At 68.4% G+C, this 24,679-nt stretch carries 27 protein-coding genes; 7 read left to right on the top strand and 20 right to left on the bottom strand.

Features of this window, described 5'->3' with window-relative positions; translation table 11 throughout:
* The first annotated feature begins 80 nt into the window (after positions 1-80).
* A complete protein-coding gene (locus ACKY0X_RS11695; RefSeq protein ID WP_409426171.1) occupies positions 81-545 on the top strand; it encodes a peroxiredoxin in 465 nt (154 codons plus the stop codon).
* 58 nt (positions 546-603) lie between these two features.
* Here ACKY0X_RS11695 and ACKY0X_RS11700 read toward each other — a convergent pair whose 3' ends face one another.
* From ACKY0X_RS11700 to hisD, 10 genes are all read right to left on the bottom strand, one after another.
* Positions 604-1,515, bottom strand: coding sequence for a hypothetical protein (locus ACKY0X_RS11700; protein WP_409426172.1), 912 nt, complete (start codon positions 1,513-1,515; stop codon positions 604-606).
* A 9-nt stretch (positions 1,516-1,524) separates the two neighbouring features.
* Positions 1,525-2,355 carry a hypothetical protein gene (locus tag ACKY0X_RS11705; protein ID WP_409426173.1) on the bottom strand — a complete coding sequence of 277 codons (831 nt, stop codon included), beginning with the start codon at positions 2,353-2,355 and terminating at the stop codon, positions 1,525-1,527.
* 351 nt (positions 2,356-2,706) lie between these two features.
* Positions 2,707-3,060 carry a phosphoribosyl-AMP cyclohydrolase gene (gene hisI / locus ACKY0X_RS11710; protein WP_409426174.1) on the bottom strand — a complete coding sequence of 118 codons (354 nt, stop codon included), beginning with the start codon at positions 3,058-3,060 and terminating at the stop codon, positions 2,707-2,709.
* Entirely contained in the window at positions 3,057-3,842 is a 786-nt protein-coding gene (hisF, locus tag ACKY0X_RS11715; protein ID WP_409426175.1) for an imidazole glycerol phosphate synthase subunit HisF, read from the bottom strand. The genes hisI and hisF overlap by 4 nt, the downstream gene beginning before the upstream one ends.
* A 58-nt stretch (positions 3,843-3,900) precedes the next feature.
* Positions 3,901-4,716, bottom strand: a complete 816-nt coding sequence (locus ACKY0X_RS11720) for an inositol monophosphatase family protein (RefSeq protein WP_409426176.1) — start codon at positions 4,714-4,716, stop codon at positions 3,901-3,903.
* Positions 4,717-4,722: 6 nt separating this feature from the next.
* The gene (gene priA / locus ACKY0X_RS11725) at positions 4,723-5,463 is read right to left on the bottom strand and encodes a bifunctional 1-(5-phosphoribosyl)-5-((5-phosphoribosylamino)methylideneamino)imidazole-4-carboxamide isomerase/phosphoribosylanthranilate isomerase PriA (RefSeq protein WP_409429600.1); all 741 of its coding nucleotides are present in this window, start codon (positions 5,461-5,463) and stop codon (positions 4,723-4,725) included.
* Positions 5,464-5,483: 20 nt separating this feature from the next.
* A complete protein-coding gene (gene hisH / locus ACKY0X_RS11730; RefSeq protein ID WP_409426177.1) occupies positions 5,484-6,107 on the bottom strand; it encodes an imidazole glycerol phosphate synthase subunit HisH in 624 nt (207 codons plus the stop codon).
* The gene (gene hisB, locus ACKY0X_RS11735) at positions 6,104-6,712 is read right to left on the bottom strand and encodes an imidazoleglycerol-phosphate dehydratase HisB (protein WP_409426178.1); all 609 of its coding nucleotides are present in this window, start codon (positions 6,710-6,712) and stop codon (positions 6,104-6,106) included. The genes hisH and hisB overlap by 4 nt, the downstream gene beginning before the upstream one ends.
* A complete protein-coding gene (locus tag ACKY0X_RS11740; protein ID WP_409426179.1) occupies positions 6,709-7,857 on the bottom strand; it encodes a histidinol-phosphate transaminase in 1,149 nt (382 codons plus the stop codon). The genes hisB and ACKY0X_RS11740 overlap by 4 nt, the downstream gene beginning before the upstream one ends.
* Entirely contained in the window at positions 7,854-9,179 is a 1,326-nt protein-coding gene (hisD, locus tag ACKY0X_RS11745; protein ID WP_409429601.1) for a histidinol dehydrogenase, read from the bottom strand. The genes ACKY0X_RS11740 and hisD overlap by 4 nt, the downstream gene beginning before the upstream one ends.
* Positions 9,180-9,309: 130 nt before the next feature.
* Between hisD and ACKY0X_RS11750 the strand changes: the two genes are divergently transcribed.
* Positions 9,310-9,720, top strand: a complete 411-nt coding sequence (locus ACKY0X_RS11750; RefSeq protein WP_409426180.1) for a nitroreductase family deazaflavin-dependent oxidoreductase — start codon at positions 9,310-9,312, stop codon at positions 9,718-9,720.
* 69 nt (positions 9,721-9,789) lie between these two features.
* Here ACKY0X_RS11750 and nadC read toward each other — a convergent pair whose 3' ends face one another.
* From nadC to nadA, 3 genes are read right to left on the bottom strand one after another with little or no spacing between them, the layout of a single operon-like run.
* Entirely contained in the window at positions 9,790-10,656 is an 867-nt protein-coding gene (gene nadC, locus ACKY0X_RS11755) for a carboxylating nicotinate-nucleotide diphosphorylase (RefSeq protein ID WP_409426181.1), read from the bottom strand.
* Positions 10,653-12,242, bottom strand: a complete 1,590-nt coding sequence (locus tag ACKY0X_RS11760; protein ID WP_409426182.1) for an L-aspartate oxidase — start codon at positions 12,240-12,242, stop codon at positions 10,653-10,655. The genes nadC and ACKY0X_RS11760 overlap by 4 nt, the downstream gene beginning before the upstream one ends.
* Positions 12,239-13,291 carry a quinolinate synthase NadA gene (gene nadA / locus ACKY0X_RS11765; protein WP_409426183.1) on the bottom strand — a complete coding sequence of 351 codons (1,053 nt, stop codon included), beginning with the start codon at positions 13,289-13,291 and terminating at the stop codon, positions 12,239-12,241. Before nadA ends, ACKY0X_RS11760 begins: the two co-directional genes overlap by 4 nt.
* A 45-nt stretch (positions 13,292-13,336) precedes the next feature.
* Here nadA and ACKY0X_RS11770 point away from each other — a divergent pair, with 45 nt between their 5' ends.
* Both ACKY0X_RS11770 and ACKY0X_RS11775 read left to right on the top strand, forming a co-directional pair.
* Positions 13,337-14,029, top strand: coding sequence for an NUDIX hydrolase (locus ACKY0X_RS11770; protein WP_409426184.1), 693 nt, complete (start codon positions 13,337-13,339; stop codon positions 14,027-14,029).
* A gap of 42 nt (positions 14,030-14,071) precedes the next feature.
* Positions 14,072-15,409 (top strand): lipase family protein, encoded by a 1,338-nt coding sequence (locus tag ACKY0X_RS11775; protein WP_409426185.1) that lies wholly within the window; start codon positions 14,072-14,074, stop codon positions 15,407-15,409.
* On the opposite strand, the gene ACKY0X_RS11780 is transcribed toward ACKY0X_RS11775, so the two are convergent.
* The 3 genes from ACKY0X_RS11780 to bioB are packed head-to-tail and all read right to left on the bottom strand — an operon-like array spanning position 15,375 to position 17,241.
* Positions 15,375-16,007: a DUF2567 domain-containing protein gene (locus ACKY0X_RS11780; protein WP_409426186.1), complete on the bottom strand. Its 633-nt coding sequence runs from the start codon at positions 16,005-16,007 to the stop codon at positions 15,375-15,377. The two genes, ACKY0X_RS11775 and ACKY0X_RS11780, sit on opposite strands and share 35 nt — an antisense overlap.
* Positions 16,004-16,243: a hypothetical protein gene (locus tag ACKY0X_RS11785; protein ID WP_409426187.1), complete on the bottom strand. Its 240-nt coding sequence runs from the start codon at positions 16,241-16,243 to the stop codon at positions 16,004-16,006. Before ACKY0X_RS11785 ends, ACKY0X_RS11780 begins: the two co-directional genes overlap by 4 nt.
* Positions 16,243-17,241 (bottom strand): biotin synthase BioB, encoded by a 999-nt coding sequence (gene bioB, locus ACKY0X_RS11790; protein WP_046283082.1) that lies wholly within the window; start codon positions 17,239-17,241, stop codon positions 16,243-16,245. Before bioB ends, ACKY0X_RS11785 begins: the two co-directional genes overlap by 1 nt.
* A 101-nt stretch (positions 17,242-17,342) precedes the next feature.
* Here bioB and ACKY0X_RS11795 point away from each other — a divergent pair, with 101 nt between their 5' ends.
* Positions 17,343-17,918 carry a TetR/AcrR family transcriptional regulator C-terminal domain-containing protein gene (locus tag ACKY0X_RS11795; protein WP_409426188.1) on the top strand — a complete coding sequence of 192 codons (576 nt, stop codon included), beginning with the start codon at positions 17,343-17,345 and terminating at the stop codon, positions 17,916-17,918.
* Here ACKY0X_RS11795 and ACKY0X_RS11800 read toward each other — a convergent pair.
* Genes ACKY0X_RS11800 through ACKY0X_RS11815 form a run of 4 tightly spaced genes read right to left on the bottom strand, consistent with a single transcriptional unit; the run spans position 17,911 to position 21,588 of the window.
* Positions 17,911-18,417 (bottom strand): 2'-5' RNA ligase family protein, encoded by a 507-nt coding sequence (locus ACKY0X_RS11800; protein WP_409426189.1) that lies wholly within the window; start codon positions 18,415-18,417, stop codon positions 17,911-17,913. The two genes, ACKY0X_RS11795 and ACKY0X_RS11800, sit on opposite strands and share 8 nt — an antisense overlap.
* Positions 18,418-18,419: 2 nt before the next feature.
* Complete coding sequence (gene bioD, locus ACKY0X_RS11805; RefSeq protein WP_409426190.1) at positions 18,420-19,100, bottom strand: dethiobiotin synthase; 681 nt, start codon at positions 19,098-19,100, stop codon at positions 18,420-18,422.
* Positions 19,097-20,254 carry an 8-amino-7-oxononanoate synthase gene (locus tag ACKY0X_RS11810; RefSeq protein WP_409426191.1) on the bottom strand — a complete coding sequence of 386 codons (1,158 nt, stop codon included), beginning with the start codon at positions 20,252-20,254 and terminating at the stop codon, positions 19,097-19,099. The genes bioD and ACKY0X_RS11810 overlap by 4 nt, the downstream gene beginning before the upstream one ends.
* 41 nt (positions 20,255-20,295) lie before the next feature.
* Positions 20,296-21,588 (bottom strand): adenosylmethionine--8-amino-7-oxononanoate transaminase, encoded by a 1,293-nt coding sequence (locus ACKY0X_RS11815; protein WP_409426192.1) that lies wholly within the window; start codon positions 21,586-21,588, stop codon positions 20,296-20,298.
* A gap of 158 nt (positions 21,589-21,746) precedes the next feature.
* Between ACKY0X_RS11815 and ripD the strand changes: the two genes are divergently transcribed.
* Complete coding sequence (ripD, locus tag ACKY0X_RS11820) at positions 21,747-22,385, top strand: NlpC/P60 family peptidoglycan-binding protein RipD (protein WP_409426193.1); 639 nt, start codon at positions 21,747-21,749, stop codon at positions 22,383-22,385.
* A gap of 71 nt (positions 22,386-22,456) precedes the next feature.
* Complete coding sequence (locus ACKY0X_RS11825) at positions 22,457-24,667, top strand: acyltransferase family protein (protein ID WP_409426194.1); 2,211 nt, start codon at positions 22,457-22,459, stop codon at positions 24,665-24,667.
* The last annotated feature ends 12 nt before the right edge of the window (positions 24,668-24,679 follow it).

Raw genomic sequence — 24,679 nt, forward strand, 5'->3', positions numbered from 1 at the left:
CACGCGCCCATCTTCCCAGACATTGGCGCACCCACCACTATCGCCGCCACCGCACACGTAGCCGGAGTAGCCTGACCGCCATGAAAACCGGTGACACCGTGGCCGACTTCGAGCTCCCCGACCAGACCGGGGCGCCGCGCAAACTCAGCGACCTGCTGGCCGACGGGCCGGTGGTGCTGTTCTTCTATCCGGCCGCCATGACGCCGGGGTGCACCAAGGAAGCCTGCCACTTCCGCGACCTGGCCGGCGAGTTCGCCGCCGTCGGGGCTACTCGGGTCGGCATCAGCGCCGACGCGGTGGCCAAGCAGGCCAAGTTCGCCGACCAGCAGGGCTTCGACTACCCCCTGCTGTCCGACACCGACGGCACGGTGGCCTCCCAGTTCGGCGTTAAGCGCGGCATGCTGGGCAAGCTCATCCCGGTGAAGCGGACCACATTCGTCATCGACACCGATCGCACCGTGCTGGACGTGATCGCCAGCGAATTCTCGATGGACACCCACGCCGACAAGGCGCTGGAGGTGCTGCGGGCGCGCTCGTCGGCTTAGCGGGAACTGCTCGCGCGGCGAAGCCGGGCGAGCAGTTCCCGCCTCGGAATCGAGCCGGTTAGGCCTGCTCGGAATCCCCGGTTCGCTTCACCACGCTCATCCGGTCGCGACGGATGGCTGACTCGATCCGGCTCTGGATCTCGCTGAGCGCGCCGACGACGTCACCGCGGACGTGAATCAACTGCATGACTTCGGCATCGGTGCGCTCCAAGATGAGCTTGGCTTCACGCTCCGCGGTGGCGATCAAGGCTGCGGCCTTGAGGCGGCTGTCCTTTTCCATGTTGGCGATCTGGATCTGCGCCTGTTCCCACGCCGCACTGACCTGCTTGGCCTGCTCGCGTTCGCTTTCGCGCCGGCGCCGCTCGTCTTCCTCGGCGAGTCGCTGCGCGGCCTCACGGCGGGCACGCTCGGTCTCCTCCGTTTCGCTGATCAGCCGAGCGCATTCGGCCTGCGCGGCGCGCAGCAGCTCTTCGGCCTCGGCCTTGGCGTCGGTAAGGATCTGCTCGCGCCGTTGCGACGTCGATTCCTGAAGCTCAGCCAAAGCGGCACTGGCCGCGGCGCGATCCTGGCGGGCTGCCTCAAGCTCGTCGCGCAGGTCGCGGGTGAGCGCTTCGGCTTCCTCCTGAGCCATAGCCTTGGTGCGCCGGGCCTCATCGGAGGCCACCCGCATCATCCGTGCGATTCGGTCGGACATCCCCTCCACGGAATCGATCGGACCGGATAGCCGAGCGATGTCACCGCGCAGTGCATCGATCTCACTGCGCAGCCGGGTCCGATCATCCTCAGTGTTGGTGAGATCTCGTCGGGCATCGGTGAGCTGTTCTTCGAGTGCCGGGATGCGCTGCTGGAGAGATTCGAGCTCCTGGTGCAGGTTCTGGATGTAGTCCAGCACCTGGCCACGATCGAGGCCGCGCAGTTGCGTCGTGAAGTTGGGCAATTGCGGCTCGAAGAGAGAAATTGCTGTGCTCACCGGGGGCTCCTAGTTGAGGTGTGTTTCGTCGGAGGATTGGGGGTCGAGGGCCGGCCGTTCCAGCCGCTTGGTCGAAGGACGCTGCTGGAATAGGACATCCCAGTCCTCGCCCTCATCGGAGCTGTGAACCCGGCGCGAGGCGACAGTTACGGTGCGGGCCTTGTCGACCGGCTCCGCGGACTGCTCGAGCTCATTGACCTTGGTGTAGAAATCGCGCAGTTGTTCGGTGATCATTGCGCGAACCGCCAGGAGTTCCTGCAATTTGGCCTGTGCCGCTGCCTGCTGAGCTTCAATGTCCAGCCGGACCTGGGCTAGCAGTTCCTCGGCTGCGCTCTCGGCGTCGCGCACGATGTCGGCGGCGTCCTGACGAGCTTGCTGGCGCAGCAGTGCCAGGGTGGCGTGCAGTTGGCTGGTCTGTTCTTCCAGGTTGGCGCGCACCGCGACAGCCGCATCGTGTTCCTTCTGTGCCTCGGCAATGATCTCGGCGGCGTGGTCATGCGCGGTGGTGCGGATGCGATCGGCTTCGGCCGTGGCCGACGACAAGATCGACGTCAACTGATCACTGAGGTCGGCGATATCGCCGGGGATTGCCCGGGCCAGTTCGGTGTACTGCGCCGAGGTGGTGGCGAGCTCGTACCGGGACTTGTCGACCTGATCGCCGAGCGCGGCAATCCGCGTCTCGCTGCGGCGGATCAACGTGTGCAGCTCGGAGAGCTCCTTGTCGTGGGCCTCGGTATGGCGGTAATTCAACCGCTCCATATCTGCAGAAATACGGGCGTAGATGGCAGCGGCTTGGACGTCGACGCGTTGGCTGATGATCCTCGCTTGCTCTCCCGTCACGCGCGTAACTATATCGACTTTAATTGACGCTTGGGCAAGCCTAATTTTGTTAATTGCCATTCTGGCTGGACGGCGCAGGAAGTGCGCAGTGGGGGTCCGAATCCCCAGCCTGAGGCCCTTTTGTTAACCATTGTTTCGGAAGGGTGCCGCATGCCGCTTGATCGAGGGCTCCGCCATTTTTCGGAGCGTGGCCCCATTTGTTAATTGCCATTAGTGATTGTTAACCACTATTCGTGGCCGCGGTCGCAGATGAATAGGTAGAAAATCTTTATTTCTGCGTATCGGGCGCGAATGGCACACGCGCTCTGGGGCACGGCAGAGCCATACTTGGCGCGTAGCCCCGCCGCTCGATCAATCCGCAGCTTCCAACAGCACGTCGTCGTCGAAACAAGTACGGGCACCGGTATGGCAAGCTGCGCCGATCTGATCGACTTCCAGCAGTACGGTGTCTCCGTCGCAGTCCAACCGCACCGAATGCACATACTGGGTGTGGCCGGAGGTCGCGCCCTTGATCCACTGTTCGTTTCGCGATCGCGAAAAATACGTCGCTTCGCGGGTTGCCAGGGTGCGGGCCAGCGCGTCGTCATCCATCCAGGCGACCATCAGCACCTCGCCGGTGCCCCGCGCCTGCGCAACCGCCGCGACCAGTCCTTCGGCGTTTCGCTTGAGCCGCGCCGCGATCGCCGGATCCAGCCGGTGAGTCATCGGACCACGATCCCCTCGGCCGCCATCGCGGTTTTGACCTGGCCGATGGTTAATTCCCGGAAGTGAAACACGCTGGCAGCCAGAACCGCATCGGCACCTGCGGCGACCGCCGGGGCGAAATGTTCTGCCGCACCGGCTCCCCCGCTGGCGATCACCGGCACGCTGACCGCAGCCCGAACCGCGCGCAGCATCGACAGATCGAACCCGGCCTTGGTGCCGTCGGCGTCCATCGAGTTCAGCAGGATCTCCCCCACGCCGAGTTCCACACCGCGGACGGCCCATTCGACCGCGTCGATACCCGTACCCTGCCGTCCGCCGTGGGTGGTGACCTCCCATCCCGAGGCGGTGGGCGGCGCGCCGGCGGGGACGGTACGGGCGTCGACCGACAGCACGATGCACTGGGAGCCGAATTGGCGGGACAACTCCGCCAACAGTTCGGGGCGAGCGATAGCGGCGGTGTTCACCGACACCTTGTCCGCGCCGGCCCGCAGCAACACGTCGACATCGGCGACGGTGCGCACGCCGCCGCCGACGGTGAGCGGGATGAACACCTGATCGGCGGTGCGCGCGACGACCTCGAGCATGGTGGCCCGGCCCGACGACGACGCCGTCACGTCGAGGAAGGTCAGCTCGTCGGCGCCCTCGGCGTCATAGGCCGCGGCCAGCTCGACAGGGTCGCCGGCATCGCGCAGGTTCGCGAAGTTGACGCCCTTGACGACGCGTCCGCCGTCGACATCCAGGCACGGAATGACCCGTACCGCCACATCACTGTGCTTATGCATCGGTCCCAGCTTCGCCTCTCCTGCGTCGAGCCTCGCTGAACCGCTGTGCTTATGCATGTCAGTAGTCCCCCGGTGCGCCGACTCGCTTGAGGATGTCGAGAATCTGATCGTGTGCCCCGGGCGCGGCGACCAGCGCCGAGTCCGAGTGGGCCGTCCAAGGTGCGCCGGCCAGGTCGGTGACGATGCCGCCGGCTGCGCGCACCATGGCCACACCGGCCGCGTGGTCCCAGATGTGGTCGCCGAAACTGATTGCACCGCCAAGGGTTCCGTCGGCGACGTAGGCCAGGTCGATTCCGGTGGCGCCGTGCATCCGTGTCCGCGAGGTCACCCGGGTCAGGCCTTCGAGCACCGCAAGCCGGTAGCGGCCGGGGAACCGGCCGCGCCACTCGACGTTGAAGGTGCCGATACCGACCAACGAGTCGGCCAGGTCGACGGGTTTCAGTGGCGGCTGCGCCACCCCGTTGCGAATCAGCGGGCCGCCGGCGACCGCGGTGTAGCGCTGGTCGGCGAAGGGCAGCCAGGTCAATCCCGCGACCGGCTCACCGTCGCGCAGCAGTCCCAGCAGAATCGCGGACATCGGTGATCCTGCGGCGTAGTTGAAGGTCCCGTCGATGGGATCCAGCACCCACACCAGCGGCGAATCGATCGGTGGCCCGCCGAATTCCTCGCCGTGCACCCCGATTCCGGTTGCCGTCACCAGCGCCTCGGTGATCTGCCGCTCCAAGGCCAGATCGACCTCGGTGGCGAAGTCGTTGGCGCCCTTGCGGACCGCAGAGTCGGCCCGGTGACCGGCCAGGAAAGGCTCGGCGGCGACATCGAGGATCTGCGACGCCGCTGCAACCAGCGCGTCCAGATCCGCGGTGTCTAGCGCCATGTCGGCCTACTCCTGCACCGTTGACAGCGCCTCGGGCAGAGTGAAGCGACCCGCGTAGAGCGCCTTGCCGACGATGGCGCCCTCGACGCCGCGGCCGACCAGCGTGGCGATCGCCCGCAGGTCATCCAGGCTCGATACTCCCCCGGAGGCGATCACCGGAGCGTCGGTGCGGTCGGCGACCGCGCCGAGCAGTTCCAGGTTGGGTCCGCCCAGCGTGCCGTCCTTGGTCACGTCGGTGACCACGTAGCGCGAACAACCTTCCCGGTCAAGACGTTCCAGTACCGGCCAGAGGTCACCGCCGTCGGTCTCCCAACCGCGGCCCCGCAGACGGTGGATGCCGTCCGGGTGATTGGGGTCGATCTGCACGTCCAGCCCGACCGCGACCTTGTCGCCGTGCTCAGCGATCGCCCGCGCGCACCACTGCGGGTTCTCCAAGGCCGCTGTGCCCAGGTTCACCCGTGCGCACCCGGTGGCCAGCGCCGCCGCCAACGTCTCGTCGTCGCGGATGCCACCGGACAGTTCGACCTTCACTTCAAGGCGCCCAACGACATCGGCAAGCAGCTCGCGGTTCGATCCGCGCCCGAACGCGGCATCCAGATCGACCAGGTGGATCCATTCGGCGCCGTCGCGCTGCCAGCCCAGCGCGGCGTCCAGCGCCGAACCGTACTCGGTCTCGCTGCCGGCCTTGCCCTGCACCAGACGAACCGCGCGGCCATCGACCACGTCGACGGCCGGCAACAGAACCAGTGCCTTGTTCACCGCAGTACTCACAGTGCCTCCACCCAGTTACTCAACAATGTCGCCCCGGCATCCCCACTCTTTTCGGGGTGAAACTGGGTGGCGGCCAACGGCCCATCCTCGACAGCCGCCACGAACGGTACCTGATGGGTCGCCCAGGTCACCAAAGCCTGGGGACGCCCCTCCCACCGCTGTGCGGCATAGGAGTGCACGAAGTAGAACCGGGTATCGGCGTCCAGGCCGGCGAACAGGCTGCTGCCGGGTGCGGCGTCGACGACGTTCCAGCCCATGTGTGGGACCACCGGGGCGTCTAGCCGGGTGACCGCACCCGGCCACTGGCCGCAGCCGGCGGTGTCCACCCCGAACTCGACGCCGTGGGCGAACAGGATCTGCATCCCCACACACACCCCGAGGACCGGCCGGCCAGCCTGTACTCGTTCGGCGATGATCTTGTCGCCGTTGGCCTTGCGCAGCCCGGCCATGCACGCCGCGTATGCCCCGACGCCCGGCACCAGCAGACCGTCGGCATCGGCGGCGGCCTCGGCGTCGGCGGTCACCTCGACCTGGGCGCCGACCCGTTGCAGGGCGCGCTGGGCGGAGCGCAGGTTGCCGGAACCGTAGTCCAGGATCACCACCCTGGGAGAGCTGCTCACAGGGCTCCCTTGGTGGACGGCACGCCGGTCACGCGCGGGTCGGGCTCCACCGCCTGGCGCAATGCACGCGCGACGGCCTTGTACTCGGCCTCGGTGATGTGGTGCGGATCGCGACCGTAGAGCACCCGCACGTGCAGTGCGATACGGGCATTCGACGCCAGCGTCTCGAACACGTGCCGGTTGATCACCGTGTGATACGGCGCCTGCGTTCCAGCAATCGTGGTGTGCATCATGTGATCCGGCTCCCCGGTGTGCACGCAGTACGGGCGGCCGGACACGTCGACGGCAGCGTGGGCCAGCGTCTCGTCCATCGGGATGAACGCGTCGCCGAATCGGCGAATGCCCTTTTTGTCGCCGAGCGCCTCACCCAGCGCCTGCCCGAGCACGATCGCGGTGTCCTCGACGGTGTGGTGGGCCTCGACCTCGACATCGCCGCGGGCACGCACCGTCAGATCGAAACTGGCGTGACTGCCCAGCGCCGTCAGCATGTGGTCGAAGAACGGCACGCCGGTCTCGATGTCAACGATGCCGGTGCCGTCCAGGTCGAGTTCGACCGTGATATCGGATTCGCGGGTGGCGCGTTGCACCCGGGCTCGGCGGGTCATGATTCTCCTAATAACGGTTGGGCGAGTTCGGTGGCCGCAAGCTGCTTGCTGACGGCGAGCAGTGCGTCGTTCTCCTCCGGAAGTCCGGTGGTGGCCCGCAGGTAGCCGGGGATGCCGACATCGCGGATGAGGATGCCGGCATCCAGGTAGCGCTGCCAGGTTGCGGGGGCGTCGGCGAACTGGCCGAACAGCACGAAGTTGGCGTCGCTGGGAATGACCCGAAATCCCATGGCGGACAGTTCGCTTGAGACGCGGTCTCGTTCGGAGATCAACTGCGCGACGCTGCCCAGGGTGTCGTCGGCGTGGCGGAGCGCGGCGCGAGCAGCTGCCTGGGTGACCACCGACAGGTGGTAAGGAAGACGAACCAACAACATCGCATCAATCACCGCCGGAGCCGCGATCAGGTATCCGAGCCGGCCGCCGGCGAACGCGAACGCCTTGCTCATCGTGCGGCTGACGATCAGCTTCGCCGGGTAGTCATTGATCAGCGCTATCGCGCTGGGCTGCGACGAGAACTCGCCGTAGGCCTCGTCGACGATCACGATCCCGGGCGATGCTTCGAGCAGGCTCCGCAGATCCGTGAGCGGAATGCTCTGTCCAGACGGGTTGTTCGGAGACGCGACGAATACCACGTCGGGGTGGTGCTCGGCGATGGCGGCGCGGGCCACCTCGACGTCCAGCCCGAAGTCGGAGGTCCGGTTGGCGGCCAGCCACCGTGTCTGCGTGCCGTCGGAGATGATCGGGTGCATCGAGTACGACGGCACGAATCCGATGGCGCTGCGGCCCGGGCCGCCGAATGCCTGCAGCAACTGCTGCAGGATCTCGTTGGACCCGTTGGCTGCCCACACATTGTCCGGTCCCACCTCGACGCCGGTCTGGGCGGTCAGATAGGCGGCCAGGTCGGTGCGCAGCGCCACCGCATCGCGGTCGGGGTAGCGGTGCAGCTCGGCGGCGGCCTCACGCACCGAACGTGCCACGTCGTCGATGAGCGCCTGGCTCGGCGGGTGCGGATTCTCGTTGGTGTTGAGCCGCACCGGAACTTCCAGTTGCGGCGCACCATAGGGCGACTTGCCGCGCAGATCGTCGCGCAGCGGCAGATCCGCCAGGGTGATCTGCGCGCCCGGGCGGGCTGGTGTGCCGCTCACTGCTCGAACCTCCGTCGTACCGCTTCGCCGTGTGAGGGAAGATCTTCGGCCGTGGCCAGCGCGATCACGTGTCCGCTGACATCTTTGAGTGCGGCCTCGGTGTAGTCCACGACGTGGATGCCGCGCAGGAACGTCTGTACCGACAGCCCACTGGAGTGCCGCGCACTGCCCGCGGTGGGCAGCACGTGGTTGGAGCCGGCGCAGTAGTCGCCGAGGCTGACTGGCGCGTACGGTCCAACGAAAATCGCACCGGCTGAACGGATTCGGGTCGCCACGGCCGCGGCATCGGCGGTCTGGATCTCGAGGTGCTCGGCGGCGTAGGCGTTCACCACGCGGATACCGGCGTCCAGGTCGTCGACCAGGACGATCGCCGACTGCGGTCCAGACAGTGCCGTGGTCACCCGCTCGCGGTGCACGGTGGTCTGCAGCTGGGCGGTCACCTCGCGGTCGGTGGCATCAGCCAACTCGGGGCTGGTGGTGACCAGCACGCTGGCGGCCATCTCATCGTGCTCGGCCTGACTGATCAGGTCCGCGGCCAGATGCGCCGGGTGCGCGGTGTTGTCGGCAAGGATGGCGATCTCGGTGGGCCCGGCTTCGGCGTCGATCCCCACCTGCGAGCGGCACAACCGCTTGGCGGCGGTGACGTAGATGTTGCCGGGGCCGGTGACCATGTCGACCGGCGCCAGTTCACCCCCATCGGTGTCGGTGCCGCCATAGGCCAGCAACGCCACCGCCTGGGCACCGCCGACCGCCCAGACCTCGTCGACGCCGAGCAACCGGGCTGCGGCCAGGATCGTGGGGTGCGGCAGACCGTCGAAGGCGACCTGGGGCGGGCTGGCGATCACCAGGGACTCGACGCCGGCGATCTGGGCTGGGACGACGTTCATCACCACGCTGGACGGGTAGACCGCGTTACCTCCCGGCACGTACAGGCCCACCCGCTCGACCGGAAGCCAGCGTTCGGTGACGGTGGCGCCTGGGGCCAGCGTGGTGGTGGTGTCGGTGCGCCGCTGATCGGAGTGGACCGCCCGGGCGCGGCTGATCGCTACCTCTAGAGCGGCACGTACGGCGGGATCCAGTTCGGCCAGCGCGCGCTCCAGTGCCGCATCCGGCACCCGGACCGTGGCCGGTCGGATCCGGTCGAACGATTCGCCGAACTCCAAGGCTGCGGCGGCCCCGCGTTCGGCGACCGCCTCGACGATCGGGCGCACCCTCGGCAGTACCGCCTCCACGTCCACACCACCGCGTGGCAGGGCGGCCCGCAGCTCGGCCTTGGAGAGGTCCGACTGTTCGGTGCCGCGCAGGTCGATGCGTGCCATCAGGCCGGTGTTCACACGGTCCATTGTCCCAGAGGGCCTCAAGTCAATAACGCAGCGCCAGCATGACCCGCCATGCACCGGCCCGCGGCTAGGGTGGTGCGCAGTGTGACGTCCCACGAGGAACGGAGTTGCCATGGCTTCCGACAAGGGTGCCGCTGACCCGTCCACGCTGCCGGCCGTGTTCCCGGCATGGGTGGATCGCCTGCAGATCAAGTACGTGAATCCGGTGGTCAAGCCGTTATCCAAGTTCATTCCGGGCACATCGGTGATCACCCATCGGGGGCGCAAGTCCGGCAAGCCCTACCGGACGGTGGTGACCACCTACCGCAAGGGCAACATGCTGGCGATCGCGCTCGGACACGGCAAGACCGACTGGGTCAAGAACGTGCTGGCCGCCGGCGAGGCCGACGTCCAGCTGTCCCGCAGACAACTGCATGTGGTCAACCCGCGGATCCTGCCGGCCGGCTCGGGTGACACCTCGCTGCCATTCCTGCTGCGGGTGCAGAACCGCAAGGTGGCGGTACTCGTTACCGATATCAGCTGAGTCAGAACGTGATTTCGGCGCGGTTCTGCCCGCTGAGCGGGCAAGAGCGCGCCGAAATCGCTACTTGCCTTACATGTCTAAGCCGATGTCGAGCACCTGCACCGAATGGGTCAGGCCTCCCACGGCCAGGTAATCGACGCCGGTGGCGGCATAGGCGGCAGCGCAGTCCAGCGTGAGTCCGCCCGATGACTCCAGCAGTACGCCGGGGGCGCGGGAGTCGCGCCGCTGCACCGCCATCTGGGTCTGCCAGACCTCGAAGTTGTCCAGCAGCACCAACTCGGGCCCCTCGGCGAGCACCTCGTCGAACTGCTCGAGCGAATCCACTTCGACCTCGCAGGGCACGTCGGGCGCCGCCTCCCGCACTGCCCGCAGCGCCGCTGCGACCGAACCCGCAGCGGCCACATGGTTGTCCTTGATCAGGGCGGCGTCGCCCAGGCCCATCCGGTGATTCACCCCGCCGCCGACCCGTACTGCGTACTTCTGCAGCACCCGCAGTCCGGGCAGCGTCTTGCGGGTGTCGCGGATACGCGCCGACGTGCCGGCGATTCCGTTGATGGCATCGACCCAGGCCGCGGTGGTGGTAGCGATCCCCGACAGGTGGCACACCAAGTTGAGCATGGTGCGTTCGGCGGTCAGCAGGCCACGGGTGTCGGCCTTGAGGCTCAGTACCGGTGCGCCGGCCGGCAGCCGCGCACCGTCGGTCACCTTGTCCAACACCTGGTAGCGGTCGGATCCGAGTACTTCGTCGAGCACCAGCAGGGCCAGGTCGACCCCGGCGATCACCCCGGGCACCCGAGTGACCATGGCCGCTTCGGCCGTCACACCGGCGGGAACCGTCGCGGCGGTGGTGACATCGGGCCCGTAACGCAGATCCTCATCGAGCGCGCGAGCGATGACCTGGCGCGCCTCGTCGAGTTCGGACTCGGACAGCATCACGATGCGACTCCCGCGGGTGTCTCGAGCGCGACAATCCCGTCGCGCAGCCGGATGGTGGAACTACGGGCCTGACCGGGGTCGGCGGCCGGGCAGTCGGCCCGGTGGTGACAGCCTCGGCTTTCGGCGCGCGCCGACGCCGCCGCCGCGACGACCCGGGCCGCCAAGGTCAGTGCGGCGTCCTCGACGCCGGCCCGGTCGGCGACCGGGCGTGTACCGGCGCCACACAGCAGCTCTTGCAGTCGGGCGAGCCCACGCGCGTCGCGGACCACCGACGCGTCGCGCGACATCGCGTCCTGCAGCGTCGGCCGATCCAGTGCCGCGTACCGGACTGGCTCGGGTACCGCGGCGTCGGACGGACCTACCGCGACGGCGTGCGCTGCAGCCGCAGCGCCCGCGCGGTCACCGACCACCAGGCCTTCCAGCAGGCTGTTGGAAGCCAATCGGTTGGCACCGTGCATTCCGGTTCGTGCCACCTCGCCCGCGGCGAACAGGCCGGGCAACTCGGTGCGGCCGGTGATGTCGGTGATCACGCCACCGCAGCTGTAGTGCGCGCCCGGAACCACCGGAATCGGTTGGCGCACAGGGTCGATACCGGCGTTGCGGCAGGCAGCGGTGACGGTCGGGAAGCGTTCTGCGAAGCCGTCGATCCCGCGCGCGTCGAGATACGCGCACTGGTCGCCGGTCTCGCGCAGGCGCGCGTCGATCGCCCCCGCGACCACATCGCGCGGAGCCAGATCCCCCATCGGGTGCACCCCTTCGGTGATCGAGGCGCCGCGGGCGTCGATCAGCTTGGCGCCTTCTCCGCGCACCGCTTCGGTGATCAGCGGCCTGCGCCCGCCGGTGGCGCTACCGTTGCCGGCCCCGGAGAACAGCATGGTCGGATGGAACTGGATGAATTCCAGGTCGCTGACTGTGACGCCGGCCCACAGCGCCAGGGCCACCCCGTCTCCTGTCGCCCCACCGGGATTGGTGGTCGCCCGGTACAGATGTCCCAGACCACCGGTCGCCAGCACCACCGACGGGGTGTGGATCACGCCGATTCCGTCGGCATTGGCCACCAGCACACCGGTGACGCGATCGGTGTCACGCAGGATCTGCAGCACCACCTGACCGCAGCGAACATCGAGTTCGGCGGCGGCCTGATCCAGGGCGCGTTGTACCTCGGCTCCGGTGGCGTCGCCGCCGGCATGAATGATGCGGCGCCGGGAGTGTCCACCTTCGCGGGTGAGCGCCCAGTCTCCGTCCGAGCCCTGGTCGAACACCGCACCCGCGCCGGCAAGGTCAGAAACCGCGCGATAGCCGTCGGCCACGATCGAGGTCACTGCGTCGCGGTCGCACAATCCGCCGCCGGCGGCCAGGGTGTCGGCGACGTGTGCCGCCACCGAGTCGTCATTGCCCGGCAGGACCACCGCGATCCCGCCCTGGGCGTAGTGCGTCGCGGTTGCCGCAGAGCCCGCAGCGGACTTGCTGAGCACCACGACCTCGCGTCCGGCGCGGTGCGCGGCTCGCGCCGCCGCCAGCCCGCCGACACCCGTGCCGATGATGACGACATCGGCCCGCTGCTGCCAGCTGGGACCAGGGGTCACTTGCTGACCGGGACGGAGTGTCCGATCGAGATCATCCGCTGCACGCTGCGGGCTGCCAGGCGCGCCGTCTCGGGGTCGACGTGAATCTCGTCGGCGCCCTCGGTCAGGCTGCGCAGCAGGGCGGCCGGGGTGATCATCTTCATGTACTTGCAGGCCGCTTTGCGGTTGACCGCCTCGAAGTCGACCTGCGGGGCAGCCTTGCGAAGCTGGTGGATCATGCCGATCTCGGTGGCGACCAGCACCTTGCGGGCCCCGGTGCGCGCGGCCTCCTCAAGCATGCCGCCGGTGGACAGGATCTTGACCTGCTCCTCGGGGAAGTGACCCTCACCGACCAGGTACAGCGACGACGTCGCGCAGCCGCACTCGGGGTGTACGAACAGCTCGGCGTCGGGGTTGGCCCGCGCCTTCTCCGCGAGCTCGTCGCCGTTGATGGCGGCGTGCACGTGGCATTCGCCGGCCCAGATGTGGATGTTGTCGCGGCCGGTGACCCGTTTGACGTGTTGGCCCAGGAACTGGTCAGGAAGGAACAGCACCTCGCGGTCCGGATCGATCGCGTTGACCACATCGACGGCATTCGAGGAGGTGCAGCAGTAGTCGGTCAGCGCCTTGACCGCCGCGGTGGTGTTCACGTAGGACACCACGACCGCGTCGGGGTATTCGTCGCGCCAGGCCTGCAGTTCCTCGGCGGTGATCGAGTCGGCCAGCGAACAGCCTGCCCGGGTGTCGGGCAGCAGCACCGTCTTGTCCGGAGACAGGATCTTGGCCGTCTCGGCCATGAAATGCACACCGCAGAACACGATGGTGTCTTCGTCGGCGGTGGCCGCGATCCGGGCCAGTGCCAGGGAATCCCCGACGTGGTCGGCGATGTCTTGGATCGCCGGCAGCTGGTAGTTGTGGGCGAGGATCGTCGCGTTGCGTTCCTTCTTGAGCCGGAGAACCTCGGCCACCCATTCCTCGTCGGGTTCGATACCGCTGTAGCCGGCCGGCGAGTTCACGATGCGGTCGGCCAGGCTGTTTGCCTGCACACCGCTGTCGGTGAGGGTGGTCATGAGCGACTCCTTCTCAAAACAGGTTTTCGACTTATAATCGAAAACGTGGTCCATACTAGCACCGCGCACGAAGTGCTCACCGTGGTCTTCCAGGTTGGCGGCCTTGACCAGCGCCGTCCCCGACTCAATGTGCTGCTGTGGGAACGCGCACGCGAACCGCAGTCGGGACGCTGGTCACTGCCCGGTGGCCTGCTGCGCAATGACGAGGATGTCACGGCATCGGCCCGCCGCCAGCTGGCCGAAAAGGTCGACCTACGTGAGATCGCCCACCTTGAGCAGCTGGCTGTGTTTTCCGACCCGAGCCGAGTGCCCGGCGTGCGCACCATCGCCTCGACGTTTCTGGGCCTGGTGCCCTCCCCCGCCGACCCGGAGCTACCGAGCGACACCCACTGGCATCCGGTCGACGACTTGCCGCCGATGGCGTTCGACCACGGACCGATGGTGGCGCACGCACACAGTCGCCTGGTCGCCAAGATGTCGTATACGAACATTGGATTCGCCTTGGCGCCAACGGAATTCATCTTGTCAACGCTGCGCGACATCTACAGCGTCGTGTTGGGCTACCAGGTCGACGCGACCAATCTGCAGCGGGTGTTGGTGCGCCGGGGAGTGATCACCCGCACCGGCACCACCGCCCGTTCGGGGCGTAGCGGGGGCCGTCCGGCGGCCCGCTACCGGTTCACCGACTCCGAACTTCGCGTCACCGACGAATTCGCCGCGTTGCGCCCGCCCGGGTGAGTCGACTGGAATCTTAACGCCTTCTTAAGTAACAATGCCGGGATGGACGTCGACAGTCTGGCCCGCGAAACATCTGTCGAGTGGATCGGGCAGGCCCCGCACCAGCCGTTGCGATCGGGCGAACGCCCCCTGCCGGTCGCTGAAGATCCGTTCTATGAGCCACCCGCTGGCTTCCAGCACGCGGTGGCCGGCACCGTTCTCCGCTCTCGCGACGTTGAACTGGCGTTTTTAGGCCTGATCCCACAGCAACTGCAGGCCACCCAGCTGCTCTACCGCACCGTTGACCGCAACAACGTCCCCCAGGTGTCGGTGACCACCGTGGTGGTTCCCACCGACCGGGACCGGACCCGGCCGACGCCGATCGTGTCGTACCAGTGCGCGATCGACGCGGTGGACGGTCGGTGTTTCCCGTCTTTCGCGCTGCGCCGCCGCGCTCGGGCGCACGGATCGTTCACCCAACTCGAGTTCGTGCTGATCTCAGCCATCCTGTCGCAGGGGTGGGCGGTGTCGATTCCCGACCATGAGGGCCGCTTCGGCCACTGGGGGGCGCCGGATGAACCCGGCTACTACGTGCTCGACGCGCTGCGGGCCGCACTGGGCTTCGAACAACTGGGCCTGTCCCCCGACGCCCCGGTGGGTTTGTGGGGCTATTCCGGCGGCGGCCTGTCCACGGCGTGGGCGGCCCAGGTCTGCGGCGACTACGCGCCCGACCTCAACATCGTCGGCGCTGCGCTGGGCTCGCCGGTGGGCGATCTGGGCAACACCTTGCAGCGGCTCAACGGTTCGTTTTGGTCCGGCCTGCCGGCCATCATGATCTCCGCGCTGGCCCGGGTCTATCCCGACCTCGACAAAGTCATCGAGGAGCACGCCACCGTCGACGGCCGTGCACTGCTGCACTCACTGGAGTCGGTCACCACCGCGAGCGCGGTGCTGCGCCTGCATCACCGCGCCCTGGACACCTTCATCGACCGGCCCCTGGCGCAACTGATCGAACACCCCGTCGTCCAGCAGGTGTTCGACGACACCCGCCTGGGCGGCGAGATCCCGGCTGTCCCGGTTCTGATGCTGCAGGCCATCCACGACCAGGTGATCTCCGTTGACGACATCGACACCCTCGCCGAGACCTATGCCGCCGGCGGCGTGCGGATCACCTATCACCGCGATCTGCTCAGCGAGCACGTGACCTTGCATCCACTGTCGGCACCGATGGTGCTGGACTGGTTGCGGGACCGGTTCGCCAACCGGCCGTTGCCACAGACACCGGTGAGCAGCGCGTGGCCGGCGTTGCTGAACCCCAAGACCTACCTCGGGCTATTGCGCCTGGGTGTGGTCGCGGGCCGGGTCATCACCGGCGGGGCGGTGCGACGCCTTCCGCTGTGACGGCTGGCTGCGGTCGCCGCACGGGCTCCGGCGGATAGCCGCCGAGATCATCACGAGTGCTCCAGGTGGCGCACATGCCGTACACCAGCGCCGCAGTGGCGGCGGGCAACAGCAGCGAGGCCGCGATCTGCAGCGGCGTGTGTCCGAAGAACACCGGTGGCCCCTCGGCGACGTAGTGCACCCGGTGTTCGGGGCTCACCGGTGCGGCATCCACGTCGATAGTGCCGTAGCGGCGCTGCACCAAGGCGGTGCCGGTCAGTACCGCCAGCGCCGCCCCGGCACTCAGGCCCACCAACAGGCCAGCGATCATGCCCGGCCCCCGATGCGCCCGCCACTGCCAGGCCAAGGTGGCCGCTACCACCGCCGCCACGCTCAACAGTCCGAGCAGCAGAAACGGCGCAATGAAGAAGTGTTCGGCCTCGTTGCCCAGGTAGGCCTGCACCCGTTCGCCGTTGCGGGTCAGTGCCACCACCCCGTTGATGGGCGGGGCGATCCACGCCCACAAGGCGCCGATCGGCAGGCCTACCACGGCCAATCCGGCGGCGATGGTCAGGTACGCGCGTCCCCGCGTGATCCGCGGGGCGCCCGGCGTGGTCACCGTTGGGTGTCCAGGTCGGTCGAATCGACCAGGCCGTGTCGCGAGCACTTGGCCCACCAACCGTCCGGGCGGACCTGCACCATCATCCGGCGTCCGCAGGAGGCACAGAATCGCGGCGGCTCCAGGCCCAATTGGGCCGCGGTGGGCAGCGATGCGCCGGCAGGATCGTCGATCTGCATGCCGGTGTAGACGTTGTAGACACCGGCTCCCACCGGAACGGGCAGGTCGCGGACCATCACAGGGTGGCGTTGAGTGCCTTGATCGGCATCTGCAGGTCGTCGAGCAGTTCCAGGTCGGTCTCGGCCGGCCGGCCCAGCGTGGTCAGGTAGTTGCCGACGATGATGGCGTTGATGCCGCCCAGGATGCCCTGCTTGGCGCCCAGGTCGCCCAGCGTGATCTCCCGGCCGCCCGCGAAGCGCAGCATGGTGCGCGGCAGGGCCAGCCGGAACGCGGCGACGGCCCGCAGTGCGTCGGCGGCCGGCAGCACCTCCAAGTCGCCGAACGGGGTGCCCGGGCGCGGATTGAGGAAGTTCAGCGGAACTTCGTCGGGGTTCAGCTCAGCCAGATCGGCGGCGAACTCCGCGCGCTGCTCCAGCGTCTCGCCCATGCCGAGGATGCCGCCGGAGCAGACCTCCATGCCGGCTTTGGCCACCATGCGCAGGGTCTCCCACCGCTCTTCCCAGGTGTGGGTGGTGACGACGTTGGGGAAATGCGATCGCGCTGTCTCCAGGTTGTGGTTGTAGCGATGCACGCCCATGGCGGCCAGCTTGTCCACCTGTTCCTGGGTCAGCATGCCCAGCGAACAGGCGATCTGGATGTCGACCTCGTTGCGGATCGCTTCGATGCCCGCGGCGACCTGGGCCAGCAGCCGCTCGTCGGGCCCGCGTACCGCGGCGACGATGCAGAACTCGGTGGCTCCGGTCTTGGCGGTCTGCTTGGCCGCCTCGACCAGGCTGGGGATGTCCAGCCACGCGCTGCGCACGGGTGAGGAGAACAGTCCCGACTGCGAGCAGAAGTGGCAATCCTCCGGGCAGCCACCGGTTTTCAGGCTGATGATGCCCTCGACCTCGATCTCCGGACCGCACCAGCGCATCCGCACCTCGTGGGCCAACGCCAGCAGCTCATCGAGGCGGTCGTCGGGCAGCTGCAGCACCTCGAGAACCTGATCCCGTCGCAACGCCTCGCCGCGCTCCAGTACCTGTTCCCGCGCCAGCGCCAGGATGTCGTCAGTCATGCGCGCCGCTCCTCCTCATCGCTTCGCTTCTGCATCGTCGCCGCCGCGGGTCACGCGTGCTCCCCTCAAGACTTGAACGGTGTTCAGGTTAGGCTAGCGGGGTGCAGCTGCACAAACCTGACGTGATCGCCGCGGCGACCACCATCCTGGACGACTACGGCATCGCCGATCTGTCGATGCGCCGGCTGGCGCGCGAGCTCAATGTCAGCCCCAGCGCACTGTACTGGCATTTCGCCAATAAGCAGCAGCTACTGGGGGCGGTCGCCGACCGCGTCTTGGCGCCGGCCTGTGCCGACCCCGGGCCGGGCGGCTGGCAGTGGCGGATCCAAACCGTAGGTGAACGCCTGCGGGATGCGCTGCTGTCGCACACCGACGGCGCCGAACTGGTGTCGGCCAGCATGGCGGCGGGCCAGTCCCAGGCGGCCACCGACATCCTGTCGCTGCTGGCGGAGTCGGCGACGGCCGCGGGAGTGCACCCGGATCAGGCCGGGCAGGTCGCCCGCACCGTCGTCTACTACGTCTTAGGGTTCACCGCCGACGAACAGTCCCGCCTGCAGTGGGACGCCGCCGGCGCTGCCGAGATCACGCCCGAGGCCGACCCGAGCAGTGCGTTCGCGTTCGGGCTGGGATTGCTGATCGACGGCCTGACGATGCGGGCCGGGGCGACGCTCAGCTGAGTAGATATTCGGTGCGCGCGTTGCCATCCCATCGGCGCAGCCCGACAAATCTCCCGCTGACATCGGAGCGGCCGGCGATGCGCTGAGCCCGGCCCAACTGGGCCGGACCGACCCGGCGGGCCAGCGTGGTGTGCGCCGTCCACTCCCCGGGCGCCACATTGGCCAACGGGCCGGGTATCAGGTGGGGTGCGCATAACCGGTAGACCTGCTCGTGCAGCTCCAGCAGTGCCACCGTCGGCACCACCAGCCGGGCAAGTACCCCGTGCGAGCGGCCGAAGATCAGCGTCGCGCCAAGCGTGCAGGCCATGGGCAGTCGGTCGGTAACGGTGGCCAGCGCGGCGTCGACCTGCGGATCGATGCGCTGGGCGACCACCAGGGTGACGTGCGGTCGAGCGGCCGGAGCCTGGCTGGGCACGTCGGCGGCGGCCAGGTCAGTCCAGATCCGCCGGACCGCGGTCTCGGTGTCGGCGTCGAAGACCAGCTCGATCGAGTGCACCATCGCTACCCCGCCAGGCTGCGCACCCAGTCGGTGTCGAACGCCGCGGTACTCATCGCGGCAAACTCCGCGCCCCCCAGCGCGCCGGCTCCGGCCGGCAGCACGGCGCGTACCGGCGCCTGCCGGGCCAGCGCCCCGCGATTGCTGGTGGCTGCCCGTCCGGGCCGAGCCGGCCAGCTGCCGATAACCAATCCGGCGCACGACAACCCTTGTCCAGCAAGTGATTCCAGGGTCAGTGCGGTGTGGTTAAGGGTGCCCAGTTCGGCGTCGACCACCACCAGCACGGGAGCGCCAAGGTCGACGGCCAGATCGCGCAGGGTGACGCGGTCGGCGGCCAACTCCACCAGCAGGCCACCGGCGCCCTCCACGAGGGTCAGTCGTCCCGGCCGGTCGGCGGCGCGGATCATGTCCAGCAGCTCTGCGCGGGACGGCAGCGTCATCCCGGCCTGCTCGGCCGCGGCCGCCGGCGCTAGCGGCGCCGGGTAGCGGGCAGCGGCGAACAGTTCGCTCACCCCCGACAGCCGGCCGACCTCGGCCAGGTCGTCGTCGCCGTCGGCGGTGCCGGTCTGAACCGGTTTACACACCGCCACGTCCAGGTCCGCCTGCCGGGCAGCGCCGGCCAGCGCGGCGGTGGCGATCGTCTTGCCTACCCCGGTACCAGTGCCGGTGATGACCAGGACGGTCATGACATGGAGGCGGGATGGTCGCGCAGCACGTCGCGCAGCACCCGTCGCGCCAGCTCCAGATCGTCGGCGGTCAGCGAAGCCCGCGCGGTCAACCGCAGCCGCGACGTGCCCGCCGGCACGGTGGGCGGCCGGAAGCAGCCGACCCGGACTCCGGCGTCCAGGCAGGCGGTCGCGGCGGCCACCGCCGTCTCGGCGTCCCCGAGAATGACCGAGACCACCGCGGATTGCGGCTGGTCGCGCAGCTCGCAGATCTGCGCCAGCACACCGGCGTGCCGCAGCACGTCGGCGGCGCGGGACGGCTCGGCGACCAGCACGTCCAGGGCGGCCGAGGCGGCGCCCAGCGCCGCCGGGGCGAGTCCGGTGTCGAAGATGAACGTGCGGGCGGCGTCGATGAGGTGGTCACGAACCTCCACGGGCCCCAGCACCGCACCGCCCTGACTGCCCAGGGCCTTGGAGAGCGTCGTGGTGATCACCACGTCGGGCGCGCCGGCCAGCCCGACCTCGTGCACCAGCCCGCGGCCGCCGGCGCCACGCACGCCCAGCGCGTGCGCCTCGTCGACGATCAACAGCGCGCCGTGTCGGCGGCACACCTCGTGCAGCTGGCGCAGCGGGGCCAGTGCGCCGTCAGTGCTGAACACCGACTCGGTGAGTACCACGGCGCGTTCCTCGGACCGGCCGGCCAGTGCGGCGGACACCGCGTCAACGTCCCGGTGCTCGGTGACGACGACCCGTGCTCGCGACAGCCGGCAGGCGTCCACCAGGGATGCGTGACAGTAGGCGTCCGACACGACCAGTGACCCCGGCCCGGACAGGCTGACCACCGCGCCGAGGTTGGCGGTGTAACCGGAGGAGAACACCAAACCCGCTGGCGCACCGACGAAATCGGCCAATTGCTGTTCGAACTGCTGATGCAGTTCGGTATTGCCGGTCACCAGGCGCGATCCCCCGGCGCCACCGCCCCAGGTCTGCAGCGCCTCGACACCTCCGGCGATGACGGACGGGTGGGTCGCCAGGCCGAGGTAGTCGTTGGACGCCAGGTCCAGTTCGGTGGCCACGACGGGTCGCACCCGCAGGGAACGTCGCAGACCGGCCTGTCGACGCCGCTGTTCCACCTCCGCCAGCCAGGCCAGTGGCGACACATCGGTGCGGGTCACGCGGCGCTCCCTGTGCGGTCTCGAGACGACTTGAACAGTGTTCAGGCTAAGGCATGCACCGCGCCGACCATCGCGCCGCCGATCCGGGCGATCTCCTCGGGCGTACACACGTAGGGCGGCATCGCGTAGATCAGGTTGCGGAATGGGCGTAGCCACACGCCGCCGGCCAGCGCCGCTCGAGTGGCAACGGCAAGGTCCACCGGCTCCCGGCATTCGATGACTCCGATGGCACCGCAGACCCGGACATCGGCGACTGCGGGCAGCTCACGCGCGGGCCCGAGGGCGGCGGTCAACCCGGCTCCGATCTCGGCGACCGACGCGCGCCAGTCCTGGCCCAGCAGCAGCTCGGTGCTGGCGACCGAGACCGCACAGGCCAGCGGGTTCGCCATGAACGTCGGCCCGTGCATCAGCGCGCCGGCCTCGCCGCCGCTGATGGTGTGGGCGATCTCGGTGCTGCACAACGTGGCAGCCAGGCTGAGGTAGCCGCCGGTCATGGCCTTGCCGACACACATGATGTCGGGGCTCACGCCCACGTGGTCGGCGGCGAAGAGCTCACCGGTGCGGCCGAAGCCGGTGGCGATCTCGTCGAATATCAGCAGCACGCCGTGGCGGGTGCAGGCCTCGCGCAGGTCCGCTAGATAGCGCGGATCGTGGAAGCGCATCCCGCCGGCTCCCTGTACCACCGGCTCCACGATCACCGCCGCCACCTCTTCGCGATGCTGCTCCAGCTGCGCCTCGAACGCGGCACTGTAGGCCGGGTCGTAGTCGCGGGGCACCTGCGGGGCGAACAGCTGCGCCACCAGGACATCGCGCCACAGCGAGTGCATGCCCCCGTCGGGGTCGCAGACGCTCATCGGGGTGAATGTGTCGCCGTGGTAGCCGCCGCGCCAGGTCATCAACCGGTGTTTGGCGCCGCGTCCGCGAGCGCGCCAGTACTGCAGCGCCATCTTGACCGCGACCTCCACCGACACCGACCCCGAGTCGGAGAAGAACACCGTGTCCAGCCCGGCCGGGGTGATGTCGACCAGCAGCTGGGCCAGCCGAGCGGCGGGTTCGTGGGTGAGTCCGCCGAACATGACGTGGCTCATCGTGCCCACCTGGGCCGTGAGCGCGGCATCCAGCTGCGGGTGGCCGTGGCCGTGGATCGCGGTCCACCAGGAACTCATCGCATCGAGTACGTCGACCGGCGCATCATCGACGACCAAAGTCAGGTAGGCGCCCCGGGCGGCCAGTGCCACCGTCGGCGCCAGGGATTCGGCGCCGATGGTGCTGTACGGGTGCCACAGGTGTGCGGCGTCGATGGCGCTGATCTGGTCGGGAGTCAACGCGGGCATGCCTGACGACAGTAGTGGCCGCTGGCGTAACCGTTGGGTCACAGGTTGCGCAATTTCTCCTCCACGGCGGCTGACGGGGCGTAAACGCCGGTAGTCTCTGTGACAGAAGTGACGAGTGATACTGCCGTGAATATCGGCCGAGAAGGGGGTTGTTCCTGATGAAACGCGTCTGCGTTACCGCGATCGCATTGGCGGCGGCCCTGGCCCCGGCGCTGACTGCCGCGCCCGCCCACGCGGACCCGCTGTCACAGACCGGTCAGGACCAGCTCGTCGAGCGGGTGATCCAGCGCGCGCTGTCGCAGCGCGGCGTGCCCTTCGTCTACGGCGGCGGTGACGTCAACGGGCCCACCAACAGCGCGCGGGCCCGCGCTGCCACCACCCGCAGCTCATTGTCCGACATCACCGGCCGCGCCAGCCTCCCGAGCACCCCCAGCAATCCCCTGTTGCCGGGCAGCGTCGCCCCGGGTCTGCCGGGCACGGCGCTGGCTCCCACCGGGGAGATCCCCGACACCACCACCGTCGGTTTCGACGCATCCGGCCTGATCCAGTACGCGTTCGCCGGTGCCGGCATCAGAATGCCGCGCACCTCCGGCGAGCAGTGCAGCGTCGGCCAGAAGGTCCCGCCCGCCCAAGCCCGCCCCGGCGATCTGCTGTGCTACGGCCCGGGCGGAACCCAGAGCGTCGCGCTGTACCTGGGCAACAACCAGATGATCGAGGGCACCAGCCCCGCGGTCGCGGTGTCGCCGGCGCGCACCTCCAACATGGTCCCCTACCTGACCCGGGTGCTCGGCTCCTGACCGACTCGGTCGACGTCACAACGCGCAGAATGCGGTTTCTCCAGGCAGGTTAGGTAGATTGTCGGGCGATCATGATTGCCCTGTCCCCGCCTCGACCGGCAGTAACAGCTGTCGCGGAACCCGGATCCGAGTCAGTTCCGACCCCCGGGTCGGCCACCGTGCTGGGCACCCGCAAACAGGGCTTCTACCGCCACGATCTGGACGGTCTGCGGGGCGTCGCAATCGCGTTGGTGGCGGTGTTCCACGTCTGGTTCGGGCGGGTCTCCGGCGGGGTCGATGTCTTCCTGGCGCTCTCGGGTTTCTTCTTCGGCGGCAAGCTGCTGCGGGTAGCGCTGAACCCGACCTCGTCACTGTCACCGGTCCCCGACCTGGTCCGGCTGGTCCGCCGCCTGCTGCCCGCCCTGGTGGTGGTGTTGGCCGCGTGCGCGCTGCTGACGATTTGGATCCAGCCGCAGACTCGCTGGGAGACCTTCGCCGACCAGAGCCTGGCGAGCCTCGGCTATTACCAGAATTGGGAGTTGGCCCGCAGCGCCGCGGACTACCTGCAGGCAGGTGAGGCCGTCAGCCCCCTGCAGCACATCTGGTCGATGTCGGTGCAGGGCCAGTTCTATCTGAGCTTCCTGCTGCTGGTCTTCGGCTTCGCCTTCCTGTTCCGGCGGGTGCTCGGCAAGCACCTGCGTGCCGCGTTCGTCGTGCTGCTCACTGCGCTGACGGTGGCCTCGTTCTGGTATGCGATCGTCGCGCACCAGGCCAATCAGTCGCTGGCCTACTACAACAGCTTCGCCCGCGCCTGGGAGCTGTTACTCGGCGCGCTGGTCGGCGCGCTGGTCCCCTACATTCGCTGGCCGATGTGGCTGCGGACCGTCGTCAGCACGGTGGCGCTGGCGGCCATCCTGAGCTGCGGGGCCCTCATCGAGGGCGTGCGGGAGTTCCCCGGCCCGTGGGCGCTGGTGCCGGTCGGCGCCACGGTGGCGTTCATCCTGGCCGGGGCCAACCGGCAGGCCCGGCCGAGTACCAGTGCCAAACTGCCGTGGCCCAATCGGTGGCTGGCGTCGGCGCCGCTGGTGGCGCTCGGCTCGATGGCCTACTCGTTGTACCTGTGGCACTGGCCGCTGCTGATCTTCTGGCTGTCCTACAGCGGGCATCGGCACGCAAGCCTGCTGGACGGCGCAGTGATCCTGCTGGTGTCGGGTGTCTTGGCCTACCTGACCACCCGGTTCGTCGAAGACCCGCTGCGCTCCCGCAAGCCGGCCGGCCAGGCCGCTGCGCAGGTGGTGCGCCCGCGATGGCGAAAGCCCGCAGCCGGCTGGTGGCGGCGCCCGACGTCGGTACTGGGCTCGACCGTGGTGCTGCTGGGGGTGGCGCTCACGGCGACGTCATTCTCCTGGCGCGAACATGTCACGGTGCAACGCGCCAGCGGCACCGAGCTGGTCAAGCTCAGCAAGGACGACTACCCCGGCGCCCGCGCGCTGCTCAAGCACAAACGAGTCCCCAAGCTTCGGATGCGGCCCACCATCCTCGAGGCCAAGAAGGACCTGCCGCGCTCCACGCGGGAAGGCTGCATCAGCAACTTCACTAACCCGGACTTGATCAACTGCACCTACGGCGACAAGGAGGCGACCCGGACCGTCGCACTGGCCGGCGGATCGCATGCCGAACACTGGCTGCCCGCGCTGGACATCCTCGGCCAGCGGCACCACTTCAAGGTGGTCACCTACCTCAAGATGGGCTGCCCGCTGTCCACCGAGAAGGTTCCGTTGATCATGGGCAATAACGCCCCCTACCCGCAGTGCTACCAGTGGGTGGGCAAGACGATGGAAAAGTTGATCGCCGACCACCCGGACTTCGTGTTCACCACCGCCACCCGGCCGTGGAACATCAAACCCGGCGACGTGATGCCGGGAACCTATATCGGGATCTGGAAGCAGCTGTCGGACAACCACATTCCCATCCTGGGAGTCCGCGACACCCCGTGGCTGGTGCGCGACGGTGACCCCTTCCAGCCGGCGGACTGCCTGGCCTCCGGCGGTGACGCGGAATCCTGCGGCATCAAACGCTCCGAAGTGCTCGTCGAGCGCAACCCCACCCTGGACTTCGTCGGAAAATTCCCGCTGCTCAAGCCGCTGGACCTCTCCGACGCCGTCTGCGACAAAGAGATCTGCCGCGCAGTCGAGGGGAATGTGCTGGTCTATCATGACTCTCACCACCTGTCGGCGACCTACATGCGCACCATGACCGGAGAACTCGGTCGTCAGATGGGTGCGGCCACCGGCTGGTGGTGAACCCGGCCATGC

Origin of the sequence: Mycobacterium sp. SMC-11 (assembly GCF_046250095.1) — a bacterium.
Classification (GTDB): Bacteria; Actinomycetota; Actinomycetes; order Mycobacteriales; family Mycobacteriaceae; genus Mycobacterium; species Mycobacterium heraklionense_A.